General features: G+C 62.4%; 14 protein-coding genes and 2 tRNA genes. 5 read left to right on the top strand and 11 right to left on the bottom strand.

Annotation, left to right across the window (positions count from 1 at the left end; translation table 11 throughout):
* Window positions 1-9 precede the first annotated feature (9 nt).
* Both sseA and JJ959_RS00185 read left to right on the top strand, forming a co-directional pair.
* Window positions 10-864, top strand: a complete 855-nt coding sequence (sseA, locus tag JJ959_RS00190) for a 3-mercaptopyruvate sulfurtransferase (RefSeq protein WP_292879256.1) — start codon at window positions 10-12, stop codon at window positions 862-864.
* Between the two features lie 15 nt (window positions 865-879).
* On the top strand, window positions 880-1,950 hold the full coding sequence (locus JJ959_RS00185; protein WP_292879255.1) for a GNAT family acetyltransferase: 1,071 nt from the start codon (window positions 880-882) through the stop codon (window positions 1,948-1,950).
* A 78-nt stretch (window positions 1,951-2,028) separates the two neighbouring features.
* Here JJ959_RS00185 and JJ959_RS00180 read toward each other — a convergent pair whose 3' ends face one another.
* From JJ959_RS00180 to JJ959_RS00165, 4 genes are all read right to left on the bottom strand, one after another.
* Window positions 2,029-2,814: an amino acid ABC transporter ATP-binding protein gene (locus JJ959_RS00180; RefSeq protein WP_292879569.1), complete on the bottom strand. Its 786-nt coding sequence runs from the start codon at window positions 2,812-2,814 to the stop codon at window positions 2,029-2,031.
* A gap of 58 nt (window positions 2,815-2,872) precedes the next feature.
* Window positions 2,873-4,228 carry an amino acid ABC transporter permease gene (locus JJ959_RS00175; protein WP_292879254.1) on the bottom strand — a complete coding sequence of 452 codons (1,356 nt, stop codon included), beginning with the start codon at window positions 4,226-4,228 and terminating at the stop codon, window positions 2,873-2,875.
* Between the two features lie 3 nt (window positions 4,229-4,231).
* Entirely contained in the window at window positions 4,232-5,434 is a 1,203-nt protein-coding gene (locus tag JJ959_RS00170; protein WP_292879253.1) for an ABC transporter permease subunit, read from the bottom strand.
* Between the two features lie 84 nt (window positions 5,435-5,518).
* Window positions 5,519-6,562, bottom strand: a complete 1,044-nt coding sequence (locus JJ959_RS00165) for an amino acid ABC transporter substrate-binding protein (RefSeq protein ID WP_292879252.1) — start codon at window positions 6,560-6,562, stop codon at window positions 5,519-5,521.
* Window positions 6,563-6,804: 242 nt separating this feature from the next.
* On the opposite strand from JJ959_RS00165, the gene metC reads away from it, so the two are divergent.
* Entirely contained in the window at window positions 6,805-8,130 is a 1,326-nt protein-coding gene (gene metC / locus JJ959_RS00160; RefSeq protein WP_292879251.1) for a cystathionine beta-lyase, read from the top strand.
* A gap of 12 nt (window positions 8,131-8,142) precedes the next feature.
* Here the strand turns inward: metC and JJ959_RS00155 are convergent, their stop codons facing one another.
* Both JJ959_RS00155 and abc-f read right to left on the bottom strand, forming a co-directional pair.
* Window positions 8,143-9,732, bottom strand: coding sequence for a rhodanese-like domain-containing protein (locus tag JJ959_RS00155; protein WP_292879250.1), 1,590 nt, complete (start codon window positions 9,730-9,732; stop codon window positions 8,143-8,145).
* A gap of 25 nt (window positions 9,733-9,757) precedes the next feature.
* Window positions 9,758-11,632, bottom strand: coding sequence for a ribosomal protection-like ABC-F family protein (gene abc-f, locus JJ959_RS00150; protein WP_292879249.1), 1,875 nt, complete (start codon window positions 11,630-11,632; stop codon window positions 9,758-9,760).
* Window positions 11,633-11,758: 126 nt separating this feature from the next.
* On the opposite strand from abc-f, the gene JJ959_RS00145 reads away from it, so the two are divergent.
* Window positions 11,759-12,742 (top strand): DMT family transporter, encoded by a 984-nt coding sequence (locus tag JJ959_RS00145; RefSeq protein WP_292879248.1) that lies wholly within the window; start codon window positions 11,759-11,761, stop codon window positions 12,740-12,742.
* Here JJ959_RS00145 and JJ959_RS00140 read toward each other — a convergent pair.
* Window positions 12,731-12,976, bottom strand: coding sequence for a helix-turn-helix transcriptional regulator (locus JJ959_RS00140; RefSeq protein ID WP_292879247.1), 246 nt, complete (start codon window positions 12,974-12,976; stop codon window positions 12,731-12,733). The genes JJ959_RS00145 and JJ959_RS00140 overlap by 12 nt on opposite strands.
* 310 nt (window positions 12,977-13,286) lie before the next feature.
* On the opposite strand from JJ959_RS00140, the gene JJ959_RS00135 reads away from it, so the two are divergent.
* Entirely contained in the window at window positions 13,287-14,873 is a 1,587-nt protein-coding gene (locus JJ959_RS00135) for an AMP-binding protein (protein WP_292879246.1), read from the top strand.
* A 12-nt stretch (window positions 14,874-14,885) separates the two neighbouring features.
* Here JJ959_RS00135 and JJ959_RS00130 read toward each other — a convergent pair.
* The 4 genes from JJ959_RS00130 to JJ959_RS00115 form a co-directional block, all read right to left on the bottom strand.
* A tRNA-Arg gene (locus tag JJ959_RS00130) sits at window positions 14,886-14,962 on the bottom strand.
* Between the two features lie 16 nt (window positions 14,963-14,978).
* The gene (locus JJ959_RS00125; RefSeq protein WP_292879245.1) at window positions 14,979-15,293 is read right to left on the bottom strand and encodes an ETC complex I subunit; all 315 of its coding nucleotides are present in this window, start codon (window positions 15,291-15,293) and stop codon (window positions 14,979-14,981) included.
* 111 nt (window positions 15,294-15,404) lie between these two features.
* A complete protein-coding gene (locus JJ959_RS00120) occupies window positions 15,405-15,953 on the bottom strand; it encodes a hypothetical protein (protein ID WP_292879244.1) in 549 nt (182 codons plus the stop codon).
* A 130-nt stretch (window positions 15,954-16,083) separates the two neighbouring features.
* Window positions 16,084-16,160: transfer RNA gene (locus tag JJ959_RS00115), tRNA-Pro, on the bottom strand.
* Window positions 16,161-16,195: the final 35 nt, after the last annotated feature.

Genomic DNA, 16,195 nt, shown 5'->3' with positions numbered 1-16,195 from the left:
GAGAAAATCATGGGATACGCAAACCCGCACGCGCTGGTGGAGACCGACTGGCTGGCCGAGAATCTCGGCAATCCGTCGGTAAAAGTGCTGGATGCCAGCTACCATCTGCCGAACGTCGATCGCAATGCCGACCAGGAATATCGTGAACAACATATTCCCGGCGCGATCCGTTTCGATATCGACGACGTGAAGGATCCGAACGATCCCCTGCCCCACATGGTGCCGGACGCCGACACATTCGCGGCGAAGGTCGGTGCGCTCGGGATCTCCAGCGCGGATCATGTCGTCGTCTATGACGTCTACGGCATGATGAGCGCCGCCCGGGTCTGGTGGATGTTCCGCCTGTTCGGTCACGATCGTGTCTCGGTACTGAATGGCGGTCTGCCGAAATGGCTCGCCGAAGGACGTGGTGTCGCCTCCGGCGTGGAGACGCTTCCGGCCGCCGTGTTCTCCGCCGATTTCCGGCCGGAACTTGTCACCGACGTCCCTGCCCTGCTCGGCAATATCGATAGCCGTGAACGCATGGTGCTCGACGCTCGCGCGGCCGACCGTTTCGCCGGAACCGCGCCGGAACCGCGCGCTGGCCTGCGCAGCGGCCACATCCCCGGCAGCAAGAGCCTGCCGTTCGGAAATCTCCTGAACAAGGACAAGACCTTCCTGCAGGCCGACCAGTTGCGCGCGCGGTTCGAAAAGGATCTCGGCCTCGATTTCGGTCAGCCCGTCTCGACGACCTGCGGCTCCGGCGTCACCGCCTGCATCCTCTCGCTCGGGCTCTATCTGCTCGGCAAGGAGGATGTCGCGGTCTATGACGGCTCCTGGAGCGAATGGGGCGGGCACCCGGACACCCCGGTCGAAGCCGGATAATCCGAAGGACCGCCAATGCCCCTCGAAATAAGACCGATCGCGGACGGAGACGTCGCGCAGGTCGTCGCGCTTTGGCAGGCGGCTGCGCTCACGGTCCCGCACAACGATCCATATGAGGATATCCGGTTCTGCCGGCGAACCCCTTCTGCGGATATCCTCCTCGGGTTCGACGACACGGGCCTCGCCGCGACGGTCATGGTCGGCCACGAAGGTCACCGCGGCTGGTATTATTACGTCGGCGTCAATCCGGATCGTCATGGAGCCGGCTATGGCCGGGAAATCATGGCGGCGGCGGAAGCTTGGCTGATCGAACGCGGGGTCGGCAAATCGCAGCTGATGATCCGACCGACGAATGACAAGGTGAGAGCCTTCTACGCGCGGCTTGGCTATGTCGAGGAACCGCGCCTGGTGATGTCAAAACGGTTCCGGGCCGCACCCGACTGGCAATCCGGACGGGTCGAGACCACGGTCATCCATATGGAAATGCTTCAGCGTCCGGAACGCCCGGCGGCACAGCCGCCGGAGTCGGGGCGCGACATCGCGCTGGGGCGCATTGGGACGCCGAGCACCCGGTTCTACCGCTATCTCTACAATGGAATCGGTGGCGACTGGTTCTGGGTGTCGCGGCGCCTGATGGACGACGACACCCTCGCGAGAACACTGAACAGGACCGGCGCCGAATATCATCTGCTCACCGTTGATGGCGAGCCCGCCGGGCTGATTGAACTGGAACGGACCTCGGACAAGACCGAAACCGAGCTCTCCTATTTCGGACTTTTGCCCGGTTTCATCGGCCTCGGGCTCGGGCGGTATCTGATCGATGCCGCCGTCGACCTGGCCTGGGGTCATGAGACGCGGCGCATCTGGGTCCATACCTGCGACCTCGATCATCCGCGCGCCCTCGGCAATTACCTTGCTGCCGGATTCGTCCCCTTCGCGCGCGAGACCGAGATCCTGCCCGATCCCCGCGATGCCGGGCTGACATCTCCGCCGCCCGCCAAGGCGCGGGGTCATGCGCCGGACAGCCTGTTCCGCGATACAATCGCGCTGGCCAAGCTTCCCGACGTTTCAAAACCCTCCGGATAGACGAAGGGCGCGCACGATTTCTCGCGGCGCGCCCTTCGAAGGGGTCCCCCCTCCGGTCCCCCCCTCTTGTAGAAGCTCCTAGTGCGCCAGGATCTGGCTGAGGAACAGCTTGGTCCGGTCGGAGCGCGGGTTGTTGAAGAACTCCTCCGGCGTGTTCTGTTCGACGATCTCACCGTAATCCATGAAGATCACCCGATCCGCGACGCGCTTGGCGAAGCCCATCTCGTGGGTCACGACAAGCATGGTCATGCCGCTGTCCGCGAGTTCGACCATCACGTCGAGCACTTCGGAGATCATTTCCGGATCGAGAGCCGAGGTCGGCTCGTCGAACAGCATGATCTGCGGGTTCATGCAGAGCGAGCGGGCAATCGCCACGCGCTGCTGCTGACCGCCGGAAAGCTGACCCGGATACTTGGACGCCTGTTCCGGAATCTTCACGCGGCGGAGATATTCCATCGCGCGCTCTTCCGCCTCCGCCTTCGGGGTCTGCTTCACCCAGATCGGCGCCAATGTGCAGTTCTCCAGCACGGTCAGGTGCGGGAACAAGTTGAAGCTCTGGAACACCATCCCGACATCGCTGCGGATCGCATCGATGTTCTTCAGGTTGTTGTCCAGGGTCACCCCGTTGACGATGATGTCGCCGCCCTGATGCTCCTCAAGACGGTTGATGCAGCGGATCAGCGTCGACTTGCCGGAGCCGGACGGCCCGCAAATGACGATCTTCTCGCCCTGATAGACGGAGAGATCGATGTCCTTGAGGACGTGGAACTCGCCGTACCACTTGTTGACACCGAGCAGTTCGATGACGACTTCGTCGCTCTTCGTCGACTTGTGGCTTTCGATATTTTCAACCTGAGCGTCCATGCTCATGTTCTGAACTCCTTGTTTCGAGGCACGAATTCGGATCGGGGATGGTCCGGAATTACTTCCGGACCTGTCCCGCGCCGAGCGTGCGTTCGAGGTGCTGGCTGTATTTCGACATGATGAAGCAGAGGACGAAATAGAGGACCGCACCGAAGAAAAGCGGCTCCGTGTGGATACCGTTCCATTGCGGGTTCTGACTGACGGCCTTCAGCATCAGCAGCAGATCGTAGAGGCCGACGATGGAAACCAGCGTGGTGTCCTTCAGAAGGCCGATGAAGCTGCCGACGATGTTCGGGATCATCAGTTTCAGTGCCTGCGGCATGACGATCAGGGTCATCATCTTCCAGTAACTGAGGCCCAGAGCCTGGGCCGCCTCGTACTGCCCTTTCGGGATCGCCTGCAGGCCGCCGCGAACGGTTTCCGCCATATAGGCCGAGGAGAATATGCAGACCGCGATGATGGCCTGGACGATCTTCACCGGATTGATGGCCTCCGGCAGGAACAGCGGCACCATGGTCACCGCCATGAAGAGGACGGTGATCAGCGGCACGGAGCGGAACAGCTCGATGAAGGCAACGCAGAAGACACGGATGATCGGCATCTTGGAACGGCGCCCGAGAGCCAGCACGATCCCCGCCGGGAGCGAGACCGCGATCCCGATCCCGGAAATCACCAGAGTGACGAAGAGACCGCCCCAGAGATTGGTGTTCTGTTCCTCAAGCTGCCATCCCCCCTGCAGAGCGAAGACGACAACCGCCAGCACGACGAAGAGCGCGATGACAGGATACTTCTGAACATTGTCAGGCTTCGCCGCGAAGCCCGTTGCCGAGACGATCACGTTCCGCAGCGTAGACCCGCTGGAAAGGCAGACCAGCACATGCAGCCAGCTGAAGATGAACGCCGTGATCGCGATCGAGATCATGAGCTGCAGGAACAGCCCCTTCTCTCCGCCCGCGAACAGATAGCCGAGCAGGAACGGCGAGATCAGGATCGCCGAGGCGCCGATGGCGATCTTGCCGGTCACCCGGGGGAACCAGAACGGCGCCATCCAGAGGATCAGTATTCCGAACCCGAGATTGATCCGCCATACCTCTGCATCCGGATAGCGACCGTAAATGAAATTCTTCATCCAGTGGGTCACCCCGGCCCAGCAGGCACCCGCGAGCCCGACCTTGTCGAGACATTCGCGTCGGGTCTCCGCCTCCCAGACAGCGTTCAGGATGGCCCATTCGAAGACATTCGAGACCAGGACCCAGATCACATAGAGCGACAGGATCGTCAGGAATGCATTGAGCGGACTGCTGAACAGGTTCTTCCGGATCCAGCCGATCGCTCCGACGGTATTCGGCGGCGGCGGAAGGCTTGGCTTCGGCTTGAAGGTCACGTCCGAGGACGATGCGTCGAGATTTGCCATATCTTACCGCTCCTTCAGCTGAACGAGCTTGTTGTAGTAGTTCAGCGCCCCGGAGATCGACAGGCTGACGGTCATGTAGAACAGCATCACCATGGCCACGATTTCGATCGCATGGCCGGACTGGTTCAGCGAGGTCTGCATGAAGACCGCGACGAGGTCGGGGAAGCCCACGGCAATCGCCAGGGACGAGTTCTTGACCACGTTCATCCAGTTGCTGATCAGCGGCGGCACGATCGCCCGCATGGCCTGCGGAATGATCACCAGACGCAGCGTCAGACCGGGCTTGAGACCGAGGGAATAGGACGCCTCAGTCTGGCCATGGCTGACCGACAGGATACCGGCGCGTACCATCTCCGCAATGTAGCAGGCGTGATAGATGACGAGCGCGATAAAGACCGCACAGAACGCCGGAGGCACGGAGCCGCCACCCTGGAAATTGAAGCCCTTGAGCTCGGGGATATCCCACTCCAGCGGCGATCCCGTCGCCAAGAACACCAGAAGGGGCGCACCAATGATGATGCCGATGCCGGTCCAGAACGCGGGGAAACGCTCACCGGTCGCATTCTGCCGCTTCTTGGCCCAGACAGCGACCGCGTAAGCAGCGATTACAGCGGCCAGCAGGGTCAACATCGTGGCCCCGAAAAACTCTCCCGGAACCGGCGCGGGGAAGTAAAAGCCGCGATTGTTCAGTTCGAACAGGCCCAGACCGAGAACATCGAAGCTCTGTTTCGGGCGCGGGAGAATTGCGAAGACAGCGAGATACCAGAAAAGGATCTGCAGCAGCAGCGGCGTATTGCGTAGGATTTCGACGTACCAGGACGCCAGCTGGGCCACCAGCCAGTTCTTCGAGAGCCTGAGAACGCCGATAAAGAACCCGAGGATCGTCGCCGCGATGATCGAGATGAACGAAAGCAGCAGCGTGTTCGTGATGCCGACGAGATAGACCCAGAGATAACTATCTCCGGCCTCGTAGGGAATAATCGAAAACGAGATTGAAAATCCGGCCGTACTGTTAAGAAAGCCGAACCCGGCACTCATGCCGCGCGCTTCGAGATTGTGCGCCGTGTTCGTGAACAGGTACCAGCCGGCCCACATCACAACGGCAAACACCAGAATTTGGTAGAATACGGAGCGGTAGCGCTCGTCGTTCACGATTTCGGATAACGACGACCCCTGTCCTGACGCCCCTCTGTCAACGACAGCCATATCAGCCTATCTCCGAGTAAGAGATGGAAACCCAGAAACAGTCAGGCCCGGCCCTCAGGGGCCGGGCCTGCTGCTTAGGAGGTCTTACCGGAACGGCGGGGAGTACATCAGGCCGCCTTTGGTCCACAGCGCGTTCGGGCTGCCCTCACGCGGGATACCAATGGCGAACTTGCCCTTTTCGCCCATGTACTCGTCGTAGATTTCGCCATAGTTGCCGACATGCTTGATGATGCGGACAACCCAGTCCTTTTCGAGGCCGAGACCCTTGTTCAGGTCACCCTCGACGCCGAGCATGCGGGCCATTTCCGGATTGGCCGGATTGGCCGCCATGGCTTCGACATTGCTGCTGTCGATGCCCATTTCCTCAGCCTGGACCAGCGCGAACACGGTCCACTTGACGATGTCCATCCACTGGGAGTCGTTCTGACGCACGACCGGGCCGAGCGGCTCCTTGGAGATGGTTTCCGGCAGCACGACATAGTCGCCCGGATTCGGGAACTTCGCACGGGTGGAGGCCAGGCTGGACTTGTCGTTGGTGATCGCGTCGCAGCCGCCCTTGGCGAAGGTATCGTCACGGACGTTGGAATCCTCGAACACAACCGGCTGGATATCCAGATTGTTGGTCCGGCTGTAGTCGGTCAGGTTCAGTTCGGTCGTGGTACCGGTCAGAACGCAGACGGTCGCGCCCTTGAGTTCGAGAGAGCTCTTGATGCCCGTATCCTTCGGCACCATGAAGCCCTGGCCGTCATAGAAGTTGACGGTGGTGAAGTCGAGGCCAAGCTGCGTGTCGCGGAACAGCGTCCAGGTCGTGGTCCGGGAAAGGACGTCGGACTCGCCGTTCGCCATCGCGGTGAAACGCACAGCGCTGGTCACGGACTGGAATTCGACCTTCGACGGATCGTCGAAAATCGCAGCGGCGATCGCGCGGCAGATGGCGACATCGCTGCCGTACCAGTTGCCCTGCTCGTCAAGCTGATAGAAGCCCGGCGCCGGCGTACCGACCTGGCACCGAAGCACACCACGCTGCTTTACGATATCGAGCGTGCTCTGCGCGGCCGCCTCGCCGGCAGTAACGCCGAGGCTGGCAAGCATGCCGAGGCCAAGGCCCAAAAGACTCAGTTTCTTCATCCTGAAACCCACCCTGTTTTCGTTTCGGTTAACGACGGCCGGTTGTCCCGGTCTGCAAATCCCTGACATTTATTCTGGGATCGCCCCCGTTGATCCCGGTCGTTGTTCACCGCCATGTGTCCCGACTTCTCGGCTTTTGACTTGGCCTCGCTCCGTTCTGCTCGAACGAATACTGGGCGACCATGGAGCCGGTCTGCATGGCAGTTGATTTAATTCCAACACGCAGTTGACGTGTTTTGCAAGTGCGAGAAGACCTGCCCGTACATATATGTTCATGCAGCGAACGCGCTTCTGTCCGATTTTCGGCGGACAACCGTGGTTTTTTACTCCTAAGATTTCGGGCACCCGCCAGGAGTGGATCACTCGTTATTTCCGGAGAAGTCATGAAACGCGGCGCCAAAACCCGAAAGAAAACGCTGATCACGCATGCCGGGCGCGATCCCCACGCCAACCACGGCGTCGTCAATCCGCCCGTTTTCCACGCCTCGACGATTCTGAAACCGTCGCTCGATGCGCTCGAAGCCTCCAGGAAACCGGAGTTCGAGGGATATCGCTACGGACGCCGAGGCACCCCCACCACACGATCCTTCGAAGAGGCGGTGGCAGCGATTTACGGTGCCGATGACTCGGTCGCGGTATCCTCTGGTCTCGCTGCAATCTGCTCAGCGATTCTGAGCCAAGTTTCAGCCGGAGATCACGTCCTGATCACCGATAATGTCTATCTTCCGACCCGGAAATTCGCCTCGGGTTTCCTTCAGCGCTTCGGGGTGCAAAGCACGTTCTTTGATCCGATGAAGCCGGAAGAGCTCGGCAACCTGATCCGGCCGGAAACCCGGGTGGTCTATCTCGAAGCCCCCGGCACGATGACTTTCGAAGTCTGTGACATTCCTGCTCTCGCCAGGATCGCCCGCGATCACGGGGCCACGGTCATCATGGATAATACCTGGGCGACAGCACTTTATTTCGACGCGTTCGGGCACGGAGTCGATATCGTGGTCGAGGCTGTGACGAAATACATCTGCGGCCATTCCGACGTGATGATGGGCACGATCGTCAGCAAGAAAGCCCACGCGGACGCCATCCGGGATTGCGTCATGATGCAGGGGAATTGCTCCGGTCCGGACGATCTCTACCTCGCGCAGCGAGGACTCCGGACCATGGCCGTCCGGCTGGCGGAGAATCAGGCGAACGCACTGGAACTGGCGAAATGGCTGGAAACCCGCCCAGAAATCGCCAGAGTTCTTCATCCGGCGCTTCCCTCCTGCCCCGGGCATGAGATCTGGAAGCGCGATTTTACCGGCGCCAGCGGGCTTTTTTCCTTTGTCCTCAAACCGGTATCACGCGCCGCCCTGGCAGCCTTCCTCGACGGCCTTGAGTATTATGGTATGGGCGCCAGCTGGGGAGGATACGAGAGCCTGATCCTGCCCGGCGATCCCTCCGGTGCGCGGAGCGCCACGTCATGGGACGAACCGGGACAACTCCTCCGGATTCACGCAGGACTGGAGGATGTGGCGGATCTCAAAGCCGACCTCGAGGCCGGCTTCAAGCGTCTCGAAGCTCTCGCCTGAGTTCAACACCCGTCAGCGGTAGGACCGGAAGGAGATCCCTCCGTCACGGCCAATCTGATCGACAAGGGCAACCTCCCAGGTCAGATAGGCGTTCATCCGCCGCTCCATCTCCTCGCGGCCCGCATCCTTGTCGTAGGGCCGCATATAGACATCGTCGGGCTCCGCGAGCGGGTCGCCCATCCCGGCCGCCATCGGCAGTCCGGCGGCCTCCCATGCGGCCGTGCCACCCGCAACGGCAGAGGCAGTGATGCCATTTTCCCCGAGATCCTTCGCCGCAAGCCGGGCCAGCCGCTCGTCGGCGGAGATGAGAACGACCCTGTCCGCCCCGCTCCGCGCGATTGCCGCCGACAGTCCTTCGCGCGGGCACCAGCGGGCGCCCTCTGCGTGATTGTCCCGGTAATTCAGACTGCGGGTCAGATCGACAAAAAGCGCACCGGCATCGATCTGCTTCTTCGCTTCTCCGGGCGAAAGCGTCTCGACGGCGGGCAGGTCCCCGGCCAGCGACGGTTGCCGCGATCCGGTCTCCAGTCGCCCCCCGTCCAGCCCGCCTTCCAGCACGTACACCTCTTCCCAACCAAGCTGCCGGAGCCAGCTCCCGGTCATTTCCGCCCGCACCATTTCGGGATCGACCAGAACGACCCGCGCGCGCTGGGTGGCCATATAGGCATCCGTCGACTGAACCAGCTGACCGCCCGGCGCGTGCCGCGAATCAGCCAGATGTCCGGCAGCGAATTCCTCCGCAGTCCGGACGTCGAGAACATAGAGCGTCCGCTGCTCCCGCTCGGCGCGCCAGGACTCGAGTGTCTTGCCGTCGACCGGGCGGACGCCGAACCGCTCGGCCGCCGCCCTTGACCGGCTACGGGCGGTTTCCGCCCCTTGCGGGCTCACCTCCGGCGGCGGGCGCATATTCCCGTGCTCGAGCTTGTAGCCGGCAAGATGCCAGCCCATGGTCCCGTTGCGAAGCGCCACGACCTTGTTCGGAATGCCCGCATTGATCAGCGACTGGGCGCCGATGATGCTCCGCGTGCGGCCGGCGCAATTGACGACGACGGTCGTCTCCGGGCGCGGCGCCGCTTCCTGGACGCGGTACACCAGTTCCGCGCCGGGCATGTCGATACCGGTCGGAATGTTCATCATGGTGAACTCGCTCATCGGCCGGGAATCCAGCACCACCATGTCCTCGCCGGACTCCATCATCGCCTTCAGCTCCTCGGCGGAGACCGACGGTGTTCCGTATTCATGTTCGACGAATTCGCCGAACGCCTTGCTGGGAACATAGAGACCGCTGAACAGCTCGAGCCCTGCAGCGCCCCATGCATTCACCCCGCCTTCGAGAATGGAGATATCGGTGTAGCCGAACCCGGCGAGCTTCGCGGCGGCGACCTCTGCCAGACCTTCGCCGCCGTCGCAGAGCGTGACCGGCGTGGCGAGCCGAGGCACCAGATCCGCGACCCGGAGTTCGAGTTGCCCGAGGGGAATGTTACTCGCTAGCAGGATATGGTTGGAGCCATAGATGGCCTCGGGACGGACATCGATCAGGGCAATCTCGTCCGTGCCGTAGAGCGCGTCGTGCAGCTCCCTTGCGGTTATCGTGCGGGCCATGCCCTCCTCCCCCTCCGTTTGTTCTTCAACTTGCTTCTTCGAGCGCGGATTCCGCTTCCAGCCATTCAGCTTCGGCGCTTTCGATTTCCCGGTCCACGGCTTCCTTCTTCAGGATCACCTGCTTCAGGTCCGCCGTCGGGCCCTCGTAGATCTTGGGATCGGCGAGCTGCTGTTCGAGCTTCGCCTTGCGCTCCGCGAGCTTTTCCAGCTTCTTCTCCGCCTCGCGGATCTTCTTGCGGATATCCGCCGTCTGCCGGCGGCGCTCCGCCGAGTCCTGCCTTGCCTGCTTCCGGTCGTTTTTCTTCTCCGGCTCCTGGCCGGCATTGCCCGAGCGCGCCGCCCGTTCCTCCTGGCGCAGCCAGTCGCGGTACCCGTCGAGATCACCGTCATAGGGTTTCACGGTCCCGTTCGCGACCAGCCAGAGCCGGTCCACTGTCAGTTCCAGCAAGCGGCGATCGTGGCTGATCAGGATCACCGCGCCGGTATAGTCGTTCAGCGCCTGCACCAGCGCGTCGCGCGCGTCGATATCGAGGTGGTTTGTCGGCTCGTCGAGGATCAGGATATGCGGGCTGTCGTAGGTGATGAGCGCGAGCGTCAGCCGCGCCTTTTCGCCGCCAGAGAGATGCTTCGCCTTCGTGGTCTGCTTGTCCTGTACCAGGCCGACACCGCCCAGCCGCGCCCGCACCCTGTCCGGCGGCGCGTCCGGCATGAGCCGCGCCATCTGCTCGGCCGCGGTCGCTTCGGGATCGAGATCCTCGATCTGATGCTGGGCGAAAAAGCCGACCCGAAGTTTGGCTGTCCGGTGTTCCTCGCCGTCGAATTTCGCAAGCCGCCCGGCGATCAGCTTCGCCAGGGTCGACTTGCCGTTCCCGTTACGGCCGAGCAGTCCGATCCTGTCGTCGCCGTCGATGCGGAAGCCGAGCCCTTTCAGGATCGGTTTCCCCGGCTCGTATCCAACGCTCGCACCGTCGAAGGTCACCAGCGGCGGCGGGAGTTCCTCGGGGTTCGGGAAGGAAAAGCGCGTGGTCGGCTCGTTGACCGCATCCGGCAACTTTTCCATCTTCTCGAGCGCCTTGATCCGGCTCTGCGCCTGGCGGGCCTTCGAGGCCTTGTAGCGGAAGCGCTCGATGAAAGCTTCCATGTGCTTGCGCTGGGCGCTCTGCTTGGCCCGCTGTGCCTCGATCTGCGCCAGCCGCTCCTCCCGGGTCTTCTCGAACCGGTCGTAGCCACCCTGATAGAGCGTCAGCTTCAGATTTTCGAGATGCAGAATCGCATCGACCGCCTTGTTTAGCAGCCCCCGGTCATGGCTGACGATGACCAGCGTCTTCGGGTACTTCGCGAGATAGGATTCCAGCCAGACCGTAGCTTCAAGGTCCAGGTGGTTGGTCGGCTCGTCGAGCAGGAGGATTTCCGGCTCGGCGAACAGGACCGCCGCGAGCGCGACACGCATCCGCCAGCCGCCGGAGAAGCTCGACATTGCCGCTGACTGCATCGCGTCGTCGAAGCCGAGCCCGGCGAGGATCGCGGCAGCGCGCGCCGGGGCCGCATGTGCGCCTATATCGGCAAGCCGGGTCTGCACCTCGGCGATCCGCATCGGATCCTCGGTCGTTTCGGCCTCGTGCAGGAGCCGCTCGCGCTCCTTGTCCGCGCGGAGCACCACCTCAAGCGGTGTATCGGGTCCGCTGGGCGCCTCCTGACTGACCATACCGATCGGGTCCTCGACCCCGCGGCCGCCGCTGACGAGGATCTCGCCCCCGTCCGGGTGATACTCATCGGTCAGCAGCTTCAGCAGCGTCGATTTTCCGGTGCCATTGCGCCCCACCAGCCCGACCTTGTGCCCGTCGGGAATCGTGGCCGAGGCCGCTTCGAACAACGTGCGGCCGGCAATTCGGAACGTCATGTCGGTTATCTGGATCATGGCACGCCTGATAGCACTTGCCTCGAAGCACGCCAATCCCGCGCGAGCAGGCTTGCAAAAACAGCAAGGGCGGTAGAGGGTCGAAGGCAGCAAAAGGTCACTCCTCCCGTGTCTTCAGAAAAAGAAACCATCGTCGTCGGCGCCCAGCCGCTCAGCCCGTCCGCGACGCCGCTCCCCGTCAAACCCGCCGAAGCCGAGACCGCGCCAAGGCTCGGATGGATGTACGGCGCCGCCTGCATGACCGGCGGCATCGGCCTCGTGACCCTGAACGACGGCATCGCGAAATGGCTGACGGCCGAATATCCGGTCGGGCAGGTCATCGCCTTGCGCGGCGTGCTGCTGCTGATCCTGCTGTTCGGCTTCGCCTTCACGACGGGGCGGCGTGCCCAGTTGCGGGTGACCCGCTGGGATCTCCAGCTCACCCGCGCCTTCATCATCGTCGGCAGCACCTACAGCTTCATCTGGGCCTTGAAGCTGATGGCAATCGCAGACGCGACGGCGATCGCCTTCGCCGGCCCCATCGTCACCGCCGCCCTGGTTGTGCCGCTCCTCGGAGAGCAGGTCGGCTGGCGCCGCTGGACGGCGATCCTGGTCGGTTTCTGCGGCGTGCTGATCATGGTGAAGCCAACGCCGGCAACCTTCTCGACCGTGGCACTCCTGCCCTTGCTGGCAACCGTGCTTGGCTCCTTCCGCGACATCGTCACGCGGAAAATGCACAAGACCGAGACCACCTTTTCCATGCTGGCGGTGGGCATGACCCTTGTCACGCTCTCCGGCTTCGCCAGTCTGGCCTTCGACGACTGGAAGCCTGTCGGATTGGAGGAAGCCGGATTGCTGGCGGTCAGCAGCCTCTTTGTCGGCGCCGCTCAGTTCCTGATGATCGAGTCGTTCCGCTACAGCGAGGCCGGTTTCGTCACCCCGTTCAAATATACCAGCATCGTCTGGGCGGTTCTGATCGGCTTTTTCGTCTGGGGGAACATACCGGATCTCTGGATCGTCACCGGTACGGTTATGGTCATCGGCAGCGGGCTCTATATCCTGCACCGCGAGCGGGTGCGCCGAGCCGAAGAAGCGGCTGGGTCAGAGAGCTAACTCGCTGCCCTTCTTCGACATTCGCTTCGGTGCCACGAACGTGAACTCCCGTACGCCCGAGGACAGTGCGTAGCAGGCGAGCTCGACCGCCTTCGGGATATCCAGCGGCTCGCCGTCGCGTTCGCCCTTCTCGTAATACTGAATCATGCGCCGCTTCAGCCCGAGGGCCTCGGCCATTTCCTTCTGCGACAGCTTCAGGAATTTGCGCAGTTTCTTGAATTCACCGGACGTCATGCCGCCTCCTTGGAAGGCGCATTATATGCGCTTTAATCGGAGAAGTAAGCGCACAAAGTACTCATGCACGGCGCGGCAAGAGATCGCCTCGATTGCCGACAGCGGCCTGGCCGGCGGCTCCTTGCGGACGTTCCGTTCCGGCTCCGCGAAGGATCCTTGCCGTTGACGGAAATTGTCGTTGCCCGAAGTGCATGTTACCTCCGGTCCTCGATGCAGCTACGCCCTCAAGGCCGAGGATCAGGTGAGATCCGACTGCATTGCCGGTGCCGCGGAAACACTGAGCCGAAGTCCTGATTGAATGAGAGACGAGATGAGCCAAGCCGAGTCCCTTCCCGGTCTCCTTTCCCGCCTCGCGGCGGAACAGCCTCACAACGTCGCGCTCGTCGATGGCGCCCGCAGCGTGAGCTTCAAGGAGCTGGAGGAAGAGGTTGACCGCGTCGCCTCAGGCCTCGCATCCCTCGGGATCGCCAAAGGAGACCGGATCGCCGTCTGGCTGCCGAACGGGATTCCAATGGCGGCGCTGGTCTTCGGCGCAGCAAGGCTCGGCGCGATCTCGGTGATCGTGAACACCCGCTACCAGAAAACAGAACTCGAAGAGCTGCTGAAACGGACGCGTGCGAAGCTGCTCGCCATCGCTGCAGGGTTCCGGGGGATCCCGTTCCTCGACATCCTCTCCTCGGTGCCGGACGAGTCCCTCTCAAGCCTGACACATGTCGTGAACTGCTCACCCGAGCCCGCCACAGCGCCCGTCGGAGCGACCGTTTCCTATGCCACACTTGCGGCGACGGCGCCCGAAGCCTTCCCGCCGGTCGATCCCGCCCTGCCCTGCGCCATGTTCGCCACCTCCGGCACGACGCGGGCTCCGAAGCTGGTGATGCATTGCCAGCAGGCGATCGTGCAGCACGGCAAGGATTCGGGCTCAGCGCTCGGTTATACCGATGCGGATGCGGTGATGCTTGGCGCTCTACCGCTCTGCGGCGTCTTCGGCTTCTCCCAGCTCATGGGCGCGCTGGCGAACGGGCGTCCGACGATCCTGATGGACGCCTTCAGTTCGAGCGGCGCGCTTGAGCTGATCGAGCGCCACAAGGTGACGCATTTCAACGCGACCGACGACATGATCGTCCGCCTCCTCGACGAAGCGAAGCCCGGACAGCTCGCCTCGTTGCGAGAACTCGGCTTCGCCTCGTTCTCCGGCACCAACGCGGAAGGTCTGGTTGAGCGCGCCGAGCGGGAAGCCGGAATTATCCTGCGCGGTCTCTTCGGCATGAGCGAACTGCAGGCCCTTTTTGCAGCCCAGCCCGCCAACCTGCCGCTTCTGGAACGCGCCAAGCCCGGCGGCTATCCGGTGTCCTCCGAAGGTCAGGCACGGGTATGCGATCCGGAAACCGGCGCCGAACTTCCCGCCGGAGAGATGGGGGCACTGCAGTTCAAGGGGCCGAGCCAGTTCATCGGCTATTTCGAGGATCCGGAAGCGACGGCCGCCGCGGTCTCGGAAGACGGCTGGTTCTCGGCCGGTGATGCGGGTGTGATGGAACCGGACGGACGGTTCCACTTCAAGGGGCGTATGGGCGACACCATGCGGCTCGGAGGCTTCCTCGTCAGCCCGCGGGAGATCGAGGGTGTGCTCGAGGACCATCAGGACGTCGCGAGCGCCCAGGTCGTTGGTGTGCAGGCGGATGACGGTCCCGTCGCGGTTGCCTTCGTCATCGCGGCACCCGGACGGACCGCCGATCCCGAGGCGCTGCGCGCGCATTGCGTCGCGCAGCTCGCGAAGTACAAGGTGCCGCGGCTCGTCCTTCCGGTCACCGAATTCGCAACGGTGACCGGTCCGAACGGAACCAAGGTGCAAAAGCAGAAATTGCGGGAAATGGCGGAAGCGGCGCTCAAAAGCGCCTGACAGTCCGGAAACTGGCGACCCCGGCAGGACTCGAACCTGCAACCGTCGGATTAGAAGTCCGGTGCTCTATCCAGTTGAGCTACGGGGCCGCGAAACTCTCAGAAATCAGTGGGTCCAGGTGCCCCAGGTGGCGAAGCGGTCGGCCGCGAAATTGTCGGCATAGCCCTTCGGCTTCAGCTTGCGCCTGTGCTCGCCCTGGACGATGTAGTCGAGGCCGTGCTTCTTGGCGTAGGCGACCGCCTCTTCCTTGGTTTCGAAGGTCAGCCGGATCTGGTTCTTGGTATCGCCGCTGCTGACCCAGCCCATGAGAGGTTCCGGACGCCGCGCGGTTTCGAGTTCGGGTTCAAGCACCCAACGCTTCGTCTTGGCCCGTCCCGATTGCATGGCGGTCTTGCTCGGACGGTAAATCCGCACGGTCATGGCATTCTCTCTCCTCGTCCCCGAGATGCCTCCGGACCTTCTCGGTACCCGGAAGTCACAGCTTCGGTTTCGTATCGCTCAAAGGCAGGCGAAGGTCAATGCGGCTGACGCTCAGCCGGGGGTCCGGACGATTTTCGGGCCGAGGTTGGAAATCACATCCTGCGCGTCGTAAGCATCCGCCCCTTCGGCTTTCAGCCCGGGGCCGCCGATCACGATCTCCGCGATGGCTTCGTAGCGGGTTATCGGGATGCTGTCCGATGGTCCGGCGAACATGCTCTGGCGGAAAAAATATCCGCCGTGATGGCCGTGATGGCCGTAATAGCCGAATGACCCGAACCCGAACGGAAAGTAATCATGGTGAATGTACCGCTCGTTCTTGTCGAGGTCCCGCGCCACGACCACGAAATGGCTACGTCCCTTTTCAAGCGTCAGTTCGGCCGCACGGTACAAAAGATAAGTCTCGACGGTTTCCCTGTCCGTCGCCGAGTTGCCGCTGAAGCTGACACGGTAACGGTTCTGCTCAATGCCGCTGTCCCTGTAGCCAAAGCGATCGGCTGCCGGCGCATAGGGTGTCGGCGTCGAACAGGCGCCAAGCACCGCAGCGAGCCCAAGCATCGCCAACAACACTGTCATTGGGCGTGACGGTTGACCGGTCCACATGGCAAGTCCCTCCCGAATCCGGGTTCGTCGGCCGACCTTCTCGGACAGAACGAGACGATAATAGGTCTCATTCTCAATTTATACCACGAACACGGAACGCCGGAGCGCGAAAAGCTTCACATTGTCATGATGGTCGGGGTGGACGGATTCGAACCGCCGACCCTCTGCTCCCAAAGCAGATGCGCTACCAGACTGCGCTACACCCCGACATGGCTCAAAAGCGCGGAATTCCTAACTTCTCC

This window comes from Nisaea sp., assembly GCF_017640745.1.
Taxonomy (GTDB): Bacteria; Pseudomonadota; Alphaproteobacteria; order Thalassobaculales; family Thalassobaculaceae; genus Nisaea.
Note: the sequence above shows the minus strand (reverse complement) of the source record. Positions and strands in the feature narration are given on the sequence as shown.

Bases quoted from the DNA above. Each gene is read 5' to 3' on its own strand.
- JJ959_RS00175 (WP_292879254.1), bottom strand. From the start codon at position 4,228: ATGGCAAATCTCGACGCATCGTCCTCGGACGTGACCTTCAAGCCGAAG.
- JJ959_RS00125 (WP_292879245.1), bottom strand. From the start codon at position 15,293: ATGACCGTGCGGATTTACCGTCCGAGCAAGACCGCCATGCAATCGGGA.
- JJ959_RS00140 (WP_292879247.1), bottom strand. From the start codon at position 12,976: ATGACGTCCGGTGAATTCAAGAAACTGCGCAAATTCCTGAAGCTGTCG.
- JJ959_RS00165 (WP_292879252.1), bottom strand. From the start codon at position 6,562: ATGAAGAAACTGAGTCTTTTGGGCCTTGGCCTCGGCATGCTTGCCAGC.
- JJ959_RS00185 (WP_292879255.1), top strand. From the start codon at position 880: ATGCCCCTCGAAATAAGACCGATCGCGGACGGAGACGTCGCGCAGGTC.
- JJ959_RS00180 (WP_292879569.1), bottom strand. From the start codon at position 2,814: ATGGACGCTCAGGTTGAAAATATCGAAAGCCACAAGTCGACGAAGAGC.
- JJ959_RS00170 (WP_292879253.1), bottom strand. From the start codon at position 5,434: ATGGCTGTCGTTGACAGAGGGGCGTCAGGACAGGGGTCGTCGTTATCC.
- sseA (WP_292879256.1), top strand. From the start codon at position 10: ATGGGATACGCAAACCCGCACGCGCTGGTGGAGACCGACTGGCTGGCC.
- JJ959_RS00135 (WP_292879246.1), top strand. From the start codon at position 13,287: ATGAGCCAAGCCGAGTCCCTTCCCGGTCTCCTTTCCCGCCTCGCGGCG.
- JJ959_RS00155 (WP_292879250.1), bottom strand. From the start codon at position 9,732: ATGGCCCGCACGATAACCGCAAGGGAGCTGCACGACGCGCTCTACGGC.
- JJ959_RS00120 (WP_292879244.1), bottom strand. From the start codon at position 15,953: ATGTGGACCGGTCAACCGTCACGCCCAATGACAGTGTTGTTGGCGATG.
- abc-f (WP_292879249.1), bottom strand. From the start codon at position 11,632: ATGACGTTCCGAATTGCCGGCCGCACGTTGTTCGAAGCGGCCTCGGCC.